This is a genomic window from Kutzneria sp. 744 (assembly GCF_000568255.1).
Taxonomy (GTDB): domain Bacteria; phylum Actinomycetota; class Actinomycetes; order Mycobacteriales; family Pseudonocardiaceae; genus Kutzneria.
This window is the reverse complement of record NZ_KK037166.1, coordinates 8,411,182-8,421,674: the sequence shown is the minus strand read 5'-3', so window position 1 is coordinate 8,421,674 and position 10,493 is coordinate 8,411,182. Positions and strand designations below refer to the sequence as shown.

9 protein-coding genes, 1 pseudogene and 1 other annotated feature (1 of these 11 running past the window's edge) are annotated in these 10,493 nt (G+C 70.1%); all 10 genes and pseudogenes read right to left on the bottom strand.

The window, feature by feature from the left end; genetic code table 11:
• Positions 1-278: a sequence feature (mutual gap in cmsearch alignment for this rRNA model is longer than 100), on the bottom strand (it extends 650 nt beyond the left edge of the window).
• Positions 279-722: 444 nt separating this feature from the next.
• The 10 genes and pseudogenes from tyrS to argC all read right to left on the bottom strand — a co-directional run bounded on the left by tyrS (position 723) and on the right by argC (position 10,488).
• On the bottom strand, positions 723-1,997 hold the full coding sequence (gene tyrS, locus KUTG_RS38905; RefSeq protein ID WP_043724127.1) for a tyrosine--tRNA ligase: 1,275 nt from the start codon (positions 1,995-1,997) through the stop codon (positions 723-725).
• Between the two features lie 35 nt (positions 1,998-2,032).
• The gene (locus KUTG_RS38900; protein ID WP_043724125.1) at positions 2,033-2,647 is read right to left on the bottom strand and encodes a DNA-3-methyladenine glycosylase; all 615 of its coding nucleotides are present in this window, start codon (positions 2,645-2,647) and stop codon (positions 2,033-2,035) included.
• A 92-nt stretch (positions 2,648-2,739) separates the two neighbouring features.
• A complete protein-coding gene (gene argH / locus KUTG_RS38895) occupies positions 2,740-4,149 on the bottom strand; it encodes an argininosuccinate lyase (RefSeq protein WP_232241196.1) in 1,410 nt (469 codons plus the stop codon).
• Positions 4,150-4,185: 36 nt separating this feature from the next.
• Complete coding sequence (locus tag KUTG_RS38890) at positions 4,186-4,635, bottom strand: adenine nucleotide alpha hydrolase family protein (RefSeq protein ID WP_052395899.1); 450 nt, start codon at positions 4,633-4,635, stop codon at positions 4,186-4,188.
• On the bottom strand, positions 4,628-5,119 hold the full coding sequence (locus tag KUTG_RS38885; RefSeq protein ID WP_043724121.1) for an arginine repressor: 492 nt from the start codon (positions 5,117-5,119) through the stop codon (positions 4,628-4,630). The genes KUTG_RS38890 and KUTG_RS38885 overlap by 8 nt, the downstream gene beginning before the upstream one ends.
• Positions 5,120-5,264: 145 nt before the next feature.
• Entirely contained in the window at positions 5,265-6,182 is a 918-nt protein-coding gene (gene argF / locus KUTG_RS38880) for an ornithine carbamoyltransferase (protein ID WP_043724119.1), read from the bottom strand.
• Positions 6,183-6,185: 3 nt separating this feature from the next.
• Positions 6,186-7,335: pseudogene (locus tag KUTG_RS38875) on the bottom strand (acetylornithine transaminase).
• Positions 7,336-7,388: 53 nt separating this feature from the next.
• The gene (gene argB, locus KUTG_RS38870; RefSeq protein WP_043724118.1) at positions 7,389-8,282 is read right to left on the bottom strand and encodes an acetylglutamate kinase; all 894 of its coding nucleotides are present in this window, start codon (positions 8,280-8,282) and stop codon (positions 7,389-7,391) included.
• Positions 8,279-9,472 (bottom strand): bifunctional glutamate N-acetyltransferase/amino-acid acetyltransferase ArgJ, encoded by a 1,194-nt coding sequence (gene argJ, locus KUTG_RS38865; protein ID WP_232241195.1) that lies wholly within the window; start codon positions 9,470-9,472, stop codon positions 8,279-8,281. The genes argB and argJ overlap by 4 nt, the downstream gene beginning before the upstream one ends.
• On the bottom strand, positions 9,469-10,488 hold the full coding sequence (argC, locus tag KUTG_RS38860; RefSeq protein WP_043724116.1) for an N-acetyl-gamma-glutamyl-phosphate reductase: 1,020 nt from the start codon (positions 10,486-10,488) through the stop codon (positions 9,469-9,471). The genes argJ and argC overlap by 4 nt, the downstream gene beginning before the upstream one ends.
• Positions 10,489-10,493: the final 5 nt, after the last annotated feature.

Here is a 10,493-nt window from a genome sequence, read left to right as displayed (position 1 = left end):
CCCGTCGTCGCCTTGGTAGGCCACTACCCCACCAACAAGCTGATAGGCCGCGGGCCCATCCTGCACCGCCGGAACTTTCCACCCTCCACCATGCGGCAGAAGGTCATATCCGGTATTAGACCCAGTTTCCCGGGCTTATCCCAGAGTGCAGGGCAGGTTGCCCACGTGTTACTCACCCGTTCGCCGCTCGTGTACCCCGAAGGGCCTTACCGCTCGACTTGCATGTGTTAAGCACGCCGCCAGCGTTCGTCCTGAGCCAGGATCAAACTCTCCAATAAGGTTTTGTTTGATCGAGACTAGTACAAACTGGCATCAATCCAGTTTTAACCATCTCAAAGGAACCCACTAAGGGGTTTATTCATTCAAGTACTGGCTATTACAGTACGCTGTTGAGTTCTCAAAGAACACACGCACACCGTCACTTGGCTCATTCAGGCCGCGCTCAGGGGCTTTGGTGTTTCTGTTTGCTTGTGTTTGAAGCTTATTCGGTCCGGATTCTCCCTGTCAAATCGGCTCCGAGGAGCTGACTTGCTGGGGTTCGTCCCGGCGTCACTGACTCTACCAGACTTTCTCAGTGGCTTTGTCGGTGACCCGCTGGCGTCCGTTTGCTCTGACTTGGAGAAAGTTACGCGCCGGGGAACGAGAAGTCAAATCGCGCCCGCAACCGCATCGGCAGAGCGGAAGTCCCAGCTCAGCGGCCTTCCGCCCGGCCGACGTCCACGCTAGTCGAGGACCTCGACCCCAGCAGTGTGGCGCTTGCCACGTCGGAGCACAAGACACCGCCCGTGCAACAGGTCCTCACGCCCCGGCTTCCACTCCTCATCGGTCACCTTCGCGTTGTTCACGTAGGCGCCGCCCTCCTTGACCGTGCGCCGCGCGGCACCCCGGCTGTCGGCCAGGCCGGTGGAAACCAGCAGGTCGACGATGGTCGGAGCATCGGCGAGGCGGACCTGGCCGGTCGGAATCTCCTGGAACGCCGCGAGCAGCGTGGACAGCTCCAGCTCCCGCAGCTCGCCCCGGCCGAACAGCGCCTGGCTGGCCGCGGTGACCTGCTGCGTCTCCTTGTCCCCATGCACCAGCGTGGTCAGCAGCTCGGCCAGCCGGCGCTGCGCGGTGCGCAGATGCGGCCGCTCCGCGGTGTCCGCGTCGATCGCCGCCAGCTCCTCGCGGTCGAGGAAGGTGAACAGCCGCAGGTAGTTGGTCGCGGTCTCGTCGCTGACGTTGAGGAAGTACTGGAACCACGAGTACGGCGAGGTCATGGCCGGGTCCAGCCACACCCGGCCGCCGCCGGTGGACTTGCCGAACTTGCGCCCCTCGGCGTCGGTGACCAGCGGCATGGTGAACGCGTGGGCCGGCTTCTGCTCCACCCGCCGGATCAGGTCGACGCCGCCGAGGATGTTGCTCCACTGGTCGGAGCCGCCGATCTGCAGCGTGCAGCCGTGCCGCCGGAACAGCTCCAGGTAGTCGTTGGACTGCAGCAGCAGGTAGCTGAACTCGGTGAACGACATGCCGTCGGCGTCGAGGCGCTTTTTGACCGTCTCCCGCGACAGCATGGAGTTGATCGAGAAGTGCTTGCCCACGTCCCGCAGGAACTCCAGCACCGTGGTGGGGCCGGTCCAGTCCAGGTTGTTGACCACGACAGCGCCGGTCGGCGAGTCGTCGAAGTCGACGAAGCGCTCCAGCTGGCCGCGGATGCGCACACCCCACTCGGCGATCGTGTCCAGCGAGTTCATCACGCGTTCGCCCTGCTCGCGGGGGTCGCCGATCATGCCGGTGGCGCCGCCGGCCAGCACGATCGGTCGGTGCCCGGCGCGCTGGAACCGGTGCAGGCCCAGCAGCGGGATCAGGTTGCCGGCGTGCAGGCTGGGCGCGGTCGGGTCGAAGCCGCAGTACAGGGTGAGCGGGCCCGCCGACAGGTCTCGGCGCAGCGCGTCGAGATCGGTGGACTGCGCGGTCAGGCCGCGCCAGGACAGCTCGTCGAGGATGTGCTCACTCACGGGACCCATCATCCCGTACCAGGGCAAAGGAGTTGTCAGCGCCTCTTGGCGCGGCGATACGCGCTCACGGCCGGGGAGTCGATCCAGAACCGCCACGGCCGGTCCATGGCGGTGGCGACGCCGACCCGCGGGCCGGCGTGGATGGAGTCCAGTGGCACGGGGTCGCCGGCCAGGAGGCGCACGGGCGAGTCCGGCTGCAGGAGGTTCACGCCGTTGTCCTCACGGGTCAGCGACAGCGTGCTGGTCAGCCGCGCGGGGCCCTTGGCCATCTCGGCGTCACTACGTGCGCTGGGGCGCAGCTTGCGGGCGGCCTCCAGCCCCGTGACGACTTCGCCGGCGCGCATGAGCACCGCGCCGGGCACGCCGTCGGTCAGGCAGACGATGTTGGCGCAGTAGTGCATGCCGTAGACGAAGTAGACGTAGAGGAAGCCGGGTGGGCCGAACATGACGTCATTCCGGGGCGTACGGCCGCGGTAGCAATGTGAGGCCGGGTCGTCGCCGCCGCGGTACGCCTCGACCTCCACCAGCCGCACACCCACGGGACCGTCGGGGGTGTCGGCCTCCAGCACGCTGCCGAGCAGGAGCTTCGCGGCGTCCACGGGGTCGACGGCGAGCTCCTGCTCAGTGAACTGGCGGCGTGTCGTTGTCACGGGCCTTCCTCGCTCCGCTCGAAGACGAAGGCCCGCGACAAGGTCGCAGTGCTGGATGGTTCCCTCGCAAGCTCGGTCACAAGGAGACAACCCTAAGGGCGCGGCGCGGTCGCGGACCACCCACGTGCAGCCGCCACCCGTTCACCCACTCGGACCAACTGCTCGGCGACGCGGTTGGGCGCGGTGCCGCCGCGGCCGTCCCGCGAGGCGATGGAGCCCTCCACCGTGAGCACTTCGCGGACCTGGGGGGTCAGGTGCTCGGAGACCTTGGCGAACTCGGCGTCCGTGAGCTCATCGAGGCCGACGCCACGGCCCTCGGCCAGCCGCACGCACTCCCCCGCGGCTCGTGCGCCACGCGGAACGGCACCCTGGGGACCAGCCCCTCGGCGATGTCCGTGGCCAGCGTGAAGCCGGCCGGCGCCAGCGCGGCCATGCGCGCGGTGTCGAACGTGAGGGTCCCGAGCATGCCCGGCGATCGCCGGCAGCAGCAGCTCCAGCTGCGCCACCGAGTCGAACACCGGCTCCTTGTCCTCCTGGAGGTCCCGGTTGTAGGCCAGCGGCTGCGCCTTGAGCGTGGCCAGCAGGCCGGTCAGGTTGCCGATCAGGCGGCCGGACTTGCCCCGGGTCAGCTCGGCGACGTCCGGGTTCTTCTTCTGCGGCATGATCGAGCTGCCCGTGGCCCACGCGTCGTCCAGCACGGCGTAGCCGAACTCGGCGGTGGTCCAGATGATCACCTCTTCGGCGATCCGGGACAGGTTCACGCCCAGCATGGCCAGGCAGAACGCGATCTCGGCGGCGAAGTCGCGGGACGCGGTGCCGTCGATGGAGTTCTCCGCCGACTCCGTGAAGCCCAGTTCGGTGGCCACGGCGGCGGGGTCGAGGCCGAGGGAGGAGCCGGCCAGCGCGCCCGAGCCGTACGGGGAGATCGCCGTGCGGGCGTCCCAGTCGCGGAGGCGGTCGACGTCCCGCAGCAGCGACTGCACGTGAGCCAGCAGGTGGTGGGCCAGCAACACCGGCTGCGCGTGCTGGAGGTGCGTGCGGCCGGGCATGACGGCGCCGGGGTGGTTCTGCGCCTGCGCCACGAGAGCGTCGACGACGTCCAGTGTGCCGTTGGCGACCCGACGCGCGGCGTCACGCAGCCACATGCGGAACAGCGTGGCGATCTGGTCGTTGCGTGAACGGCCCGCGCGCAGCTTGCCGCCGAGCTCGGTGCCGGCGCGGTCCATGAGGCCGCGTTCCAGGGCCGTGTGCACGTCCTCGTCGGCGATGACCGGCGTGAAGTCACCGGAGACCACGTCGGCCTCCAGCACGCCGAGAGCCTCGATCATGCGGGTCAGCTCGTCGTCCGTGAGCAGGCCGGCGCGGTGCAGTGCGCGGGCGTGGGCCCGCGACCCGGCGATGTCGTACGTGGCGAGCTGCCAGTCGAAGTGCGTCGACAGGCTCAGCGCGGCCATCGCGTCGGCCGGACCGCTGGCGAACCGCCCGCCCCAGAGCTTGCTCACTGCCTCTCCTCCTTGCGTTCCTTGGGTTGATGGCGGTCAGGCGGCCGGGTTCAGCCGGTCGCGCAGGTCGAGGCGCACCTCACCGGTGACCTCGGCCTGAGACGTGACGATGAAGGCGTCGAGCGCCTCCTTCAGGGGTGCGTCGCACTGGCCCTGCTCGACCAGCTCGGCCCACTGGCGCTCGATGCGCCGCTTGAACGCCAGCAGGGCCGGGTCGATGGTGGCGTCTTCGAGCCGCCGGTGCGCGTCGATCAATGTCGCGGCGCCGGGCTGGTGGCCGCCGCCGATGCGCCAGTTCAGCTCCTGCACGGCCTGGAGCATGGTCACGGTCTCGCCGTCGATGGCCACCGGCACGCCCTGGTCGAAGGTGATCACGACCTGGTCGGCGTCGGAGCCGACGTACACGGTGGTCGGGGACCACGGACCGGGGCCGGCGACGAGCGCGTTGGCCAGCACGGCCTGCCGGCAGAAGTCGGCGTCACTCATGACCGGCCGCCAGGCCCGTGAAGCGCTCGGCCAGCTCCGCGCCGGTCAGCGGCTCGCGGGCCACCACGAAGATCGTGTCGTCGCCGGCGATCGTGCCGACCACATCGTGCAGCGCGGCCCGGTCCAGGGCGCTGGCCAGGAAATGCGCCGCGCCCGGGGGCGTGCGCAGGACGGCGAGGTTGCCGGAGGAGTCGGCGGAGACGAGCAGCTCCCCCAGCAGGCGGGTCAGGCGGGAGATGCCGCCCTCCACGCCGCGGACCGGGCTGCCGTCCTCGGGGATCACATACACCGGCGCCCCGCCGTCGGCGCCACGGAGCTTGACCGCGCCCAGCTCGTCGAGGTCACGGGACAGGGTCGCCTGCGTGGTCTCGATACCCTCGGCGGCCAGCAGCTTCGCCAGCTCGGACTGGCTGCGCACCGCCCGCTGCGCCACCAGCTCGACGATCCGGCCTTGCCGGGCGGCGCGGGTGGTCGGCGAACTCATACGCATGAGTATGCACGATAATGCGTAATTACTCAACCGTTGGCGGGGGCTGTTTTGCCACATGCGCTTCCCGCTTGGCGCTGGGGCGCAAGTGGGAAGCGCATGTGGCAAAAAGTGAGGGCGGTGACAGGTGGGGTGGGTAGGCTCAGTGGGCGATGAGCCAGGCCAGGAGGGCCTTCTGGGCGTGGAGGCGGTTCTCGGCTTCGTCCCACACGGCGCTGGAGGGACCGTCCAGGATCTCGTCGGTGATCTCCCAGCCGCGGTGCGCGGGCAGGCAGTGCAGCACGACGGCGCCGGGGTTGGCCCGGCCCAGCAGCTCGGCGTTGACCTGCAACGGGCGGAAGGGACCGATGCGGTCCTTGCCGTCGTTCTCCTGGCCCATGGACGTCCAGGTGTCGGTGACCAGCACGTCGGAGCCGTCGACGGCCTGGTGCGGGTCGACGATCGCGGCGGCGCTGCCCCCGGTCTCGGCGGCCAGCTTCTGGGCGTCGCGCAGGATGCCGTCCGCCGGCTGGAAGCCCTCGGGCGAGGCGACGCGGACGTGCATGCCGGCGGTGACGCCGCCCAGCAGCAGCGAGTGGGCCATGTTGTTGGCGCCGTCGCCCAGGTAGGTCAGGGTCAGGCCGGCCAGGCGGCCCTGCCGCTCGCGGATGGTCTGGAGATCGGCCAGCACCTGGCAGGGGTGGAACTCGTCGGTCAGCGCGTTGATCACGGGGACGCGGGACACGGAAGCCATGGCGTCCATGCGCTTCTGCGCGAAGGTCCGCCACACCACGGCGTCGACGTAGCGGGACAGCACCCGGGAGGTGTCCTCGATCGTCTCCTCGCGCCCGAGCTGCATGGACCGGCCGTCGATCATGATCGCGTGCCCGCCCAGCTGCGAGATGCCCACGTCGAACGACAGGCGGGTGCGGGTGGAGTTCTTCTCGAAGATCGCGGCCACCGACTTGCCGGCCAACGGCTTGTGCGCCAGCGGATCGGCCTTGAAGGCGTCGGCCAGGTCGAGCACCTCGAGCTGCTCGGCCGGGGTCAGGTCGTCGTCGCGCAGGAAGTGCCTGGGCATGGTTCAGGACTCCGAGTCTTTTGGGCTGGACGCGTCGAGAAAGCTGGGCAGGGCGGCGACGAACTCGTGCGCGTCGGAATCGGTGAGCACGAGCGGAGGGGCGAGCCGGATGGAGTCCGGCTGGACGCTGTTGATCAGGAACCCGCCGGCCTGCGCGGCCTTGGCCACGGCGCCGGACACGGGCTTGTTGAGGGCGATGGCCATCAGCAGGCCGACGCCGCGGACGCCGGCGACCAGCGGGTGGTGCAGCTGCTCGACGCGGGCGGCGATGTCCTTGCCCAGCGCGGCGGCGTGCTCGTGCAGGCCCTCGGCGGCGATGGTCCGGATCGTTGCCAGACCGGCGGCACAGCAGATCGGGTTGCCGCCGAACGTCGTGCCGTGATGCCCGGGCTTGAACAACGCGGCGGCCTCGCCGACCCCGATGCAGGCGCCTAGCGGCAGCCCGCCGCCGAGGCCCTTGGCCAGGGTGATCACGTCCGGCACGATGCCGCTCTGCTGGTACAGGAACCAGCCGCCGCAGCGGCCGAGCCCGGTCTGCACCTCGTCCAGCACGAGCAGCGCGCCGTGCCGGCTGGTGATCTCCCGGGCGGCCTGGAGGAAACCGTCGGGCGCGGGGATCACGCCGCCCTCGCCCAGGATCGGCTCGATGAACACGGCGGCGGTGTCACCGTCCACAGCGGACTCCAGCGCGGCCGTGTCGCCGAACGGGAGGTGCACGACGTCCGGCGTCAGCGGCAGGAACGGGTTGCGCTTGGCCGGCTGCCCGGTCAGCGACAGCGCGCCCATGGTGCGGCCGTGGAACGCGCCGTCGAAGGCGATGAGCTTGGTCCGGCCGGTCAGCCGGGACAGCTTGAACGCCGCCTCGACGGCCTCCGCGCCGGAGTTGGTGAACACCACCTTGGCCGGCTGCCCGACGAGGCCGACGAGCTCCTCGGCCAGTTCGAGCGCGGGCTGGTTGACGAACATGTTGGAGGTGTGGCCGAGCGTGCCGACCTGCTCCGTCACAGCCTGCACGACGGCCGGGTGGGCGTGCCCGAGGGCGTTGACCGCGATGCCGGTGTACAGGTCGAGATAGCGGTTGCCGTCGGCGTCCCACACGTGCGCGCCGTCGCCTCGGGACCAGGGCCAGCTGGGGGGTGCCGTAGTTGTCCATCAACGCCGACTGCCAACGGCTCCGGCTGTCCTCATTGGACAAGATGGTCACTGTCAAGCCTCCTCGTCTGGTAGCACCATGGTTCCGACACCCTTGCTGGTGAACACTTCCAACAGCACCGAATGCGCAAGCCTGCCGTCGATCACGTGCGCGGCCGGCACCCCGCCGCGCACCGCTCGAAGGCACGCCTCCATCTTCGGCACCATGCCGCTGGTCAGGCCCGGCATCAGCTCCTCCAGCCGGTCCGCGCCGATCTTGGCCACCAACGAGTCGCGGTTGGGCCAGTCCGTGTAGAGGCCCTCGACATCGGTCAGCACGACCAGCTTCTCGGCCCCGAGTGCCACAGCTAAGGCCGAGGCCGCCGTGTCCGCGTTCACGTTGTGCACCACGCCATCCGCGTCCGGCGCGACGGTGGAGACGACCGGGATCCGGCCGGCCCGAATCAGGTCCAGCACCGACTCCGGGTCCACCGTGACGACGTCGCCGACCAGGCCGATGTCCACCGGCTCGCCGTCCACAATGGCCGCTCGGCGCTCGGCGGTGAACAGCTGCGCGTCCTCGCCGGAAATGCCGACGGCGTACGGGCCGTGCGCGTTGATCAGCCCGACGAGCTCCCGCCCGACCTGGCCGACCAGCACCATCCGCACCACGTCCATGGTCTCCGGGGACGTCACGCGCAGGCCGCCGACGAACTCGCCCTCGATGCCCAGCCGCTTGAGCATGGCACTGATCTGCGGGCCGCCGCCGTGCACCACGACCGGATGGATGCCGGCCAGCCGCAGGAACACCATGTCCTGGGCGAAGGCGCGCTTGAGGTTGTCGTCGATCATGGCGTTGCCGCCGTACTTCACCACGACGACCTTGCCGTGGAAACGCTGCAGCCACGGCAGCGCCTCGACGAGAACCTCGGCCTTTCCGGCCGCTTCCGCCTTCGTCACATCGGTCATGAGGAGTATGCGCTGTTCTCTTCGACGTAGTCGTGGGAAAGGTCCGTGGTGAGCACCGTCGCGGCGGCGTCGCCGACGTGCAAGTCGATCAGCACCTCGATGTCGCGGCCGGACAGGTCGGCGCCCTCGCGGTCGGCGGCGCGGACGCCGCCGGCGCACACCAACACGCCGTTCAGCGTCACGTCGATCTTGTCGGCGTCCATCTGCGCGGGGGCGTTGCCCAGGGCCATCAGGATCCGGCCCCAGTTCGGGTCCGAGCCGAAGAAAGCGGTTTTGACCAGGCTGTCCCGGGCGACCGCGCGGGCCACGGCGACGGCGTCGGACTCGGTGGCCGCGCCCTGCACCGTCACGGCGACCTCCTTGGTGACGCCCTCGGCGTCGGCCTGGAGCTGCCGGACCAGGTCGTGGCAGACGGCGTGCAGAGCCTCGGCGAAGTCCTCGGCCGAGGGCTGCACGCCGGACGCGCCCGAGGCCAGCACCAGCACGGTGTCGTTGGTGGAGGTGCCGCCGTCCACGTCGATGCGGTCGTAGGTGAGTTTGGTGGTGGCCTTGAGGATCTCGTCCAGCTGCTGCGGCGTGACCACGGCGTCGGTGGTGATCACCGACAGCATGGTCGCCATGTTGGGCGCGAGCATGCCGGCGCCCTTGACGAAGCCGCCGACGGCGAAGCCGGTCGGGTGGGTCAGGGCCGCCTGCTTGGGGTGGGTGTCCGTGGTCATCACGCCGGTCGCGGCGTTCAGGCCGGCCTGTTCGGTGTCGGCGAGGGCCTGCGCCGCTTTGTCCACTCCGGACAAAACCGCGTCCATCGGCAGCCGCTCGCCGATCAGGCCGGTGGAGCACACGGCGACGTCGACGGCGCTGATGTTGAGCACCTTGGCGACGTGTTCGGCGGTCCTGTGCGTGTCCTGGAAGCCTTCCGGGCCGGTGCAAGCGTTTGCGCCACCCGAGTTCAGCACCACCGCGCGCAGCCGGTTGTCGCTGACCGCCTGCTGCGACCACAACACCGGCGCGGCCTTGACTTTGTTGGTGGTGAACACAGCGGCGGCCGAGTCCAGGGGGCCGTCGTTGATCACAAGCGTCAGATCGGGGGCGCCGGAGGCCTTGATGCCGGCGGCGACCCCCGCGGCGCGGAATCCGGCCGGCGTGGTCACGCCCGCGGTGCGGGTCACGGCGATCTGCGATGTGGTCACGGGGCGACTCCCACGGTGGAAAGGCCGGTGGTCTCGGGCAGCCCGAGGGCCAGGTTCATGGACTGCACGGCGGCGCCCGCCGTGCCCTTGGTCAGGTTGTCGACGGCGGCCACCACGACCAGCCGGTTGGTGTCCTCGTCGACGGTCACCTGGATGTGCACGGCGTTGGCGCCGAGCGTCGCCGCCGTGGTCGGCCACACGCCCTCGGGCAGCAGGTGCAGGAAAGGCTCGTCGGCGTAGGCCTTCTCGTACACCGCACGCACGTCCACAGTGGACTTCAGGTGAGCCGTGCAGGTGGCGAGGATGCCGCGGGGCATCGGCACCAGCACCGGCGTGAAGGAGACGGCGACCCGGGCGCCGGCGATCTTGCTGAGGTTCTGGACGATCTCCGGGGTGTGCCGGTGCTTGCCGCCGACGCCGTAGGCGCTGGCCGAGCCCATCACCTCGGAGCCGAGCAGGTTCGGCTTGAGCGACTTGCCCGCGCCGGAGGTGCCGGTGGCCGCGACGACGACCACGTCCGGCTCGACGATGCCCGCCGCGAAGGCCGGGGCCAGCGCGATGGAGGCGGCCGTCGGGAAGCAGCCGGGGACGGCGACGCGCTTGGCGCCGCGCAGGCTCTCCCGGGCGCCGGGCAGCTCCGGCATGCCGTACGGCCAGGAGCCGGCGTGCTCGCTGCCGTACCAGCGCTCCCAGTCCTTGGCGTCGGTCAGGCGGTGGTCCGCGCCGCAGTCGACGACCAGCTCGTCCTCGCCGAGCTGGGCCGCGATCTCCGCCGACTTGCCGTGCGGGAGGGCGAGGAAGACCACGTCGTGGCCGGCCAGCTCCTCGGCCGTGGTGTCCGCGAGGACCCGGTTGGCCAGCGGGACCAGGTGCGGCTGGTGCTGGCTCAGCGGGGTGCCCGCGTTGCCGCCCGCGGTCAACGCCCCGATCTCCACGTCCGGGTGGCCGAGGAGCAGCCGCAGCAGCTCACCACCCGCGTACCCGCTCGCGCCCGCGACAGCGACCCGTACCGTCATGCGAA

Excerpts from the sequence above, each read along its gene's own strand:
- KUTG_RS38890 (WP_052395899.1), bottom strand. The coding sequence starts at position 4,635 with ATGAGTGACGCCGACTTCTGCCGGCAGGCCGTGCTGGCCAACGCGCTC.
- argC (WP_043724116.1), bottom strand. The coding sequence starts at position 10,488 with ATGACGGTACGGGTCGCTGTCGCGGGCGCGAGCGGGTACGCGGGTGGT.
- argF (WP_043724119.1), bottom strand. The coding sequence starts at position 6,182 with ATGCCCAGGCACTTCCTGCGCGACGACGACCTGACCCCGGCCGAGCAG.
- argB (WP_043724118.1), bottom strand. The coding sequence starts at position 8,282 with ATGACCGATGTGACGAAGGCGGAAGCGGCCGGAAAGGCCGAGGTTCTC.
- KUTG_RS38885 (WP_043724121.1), bottom strand. The coding sequence starts at position 5,119 with ATGAGTTCGCCGACCACCCGCGCCGCCCGGCAAGGCCGGATCGTCGAG.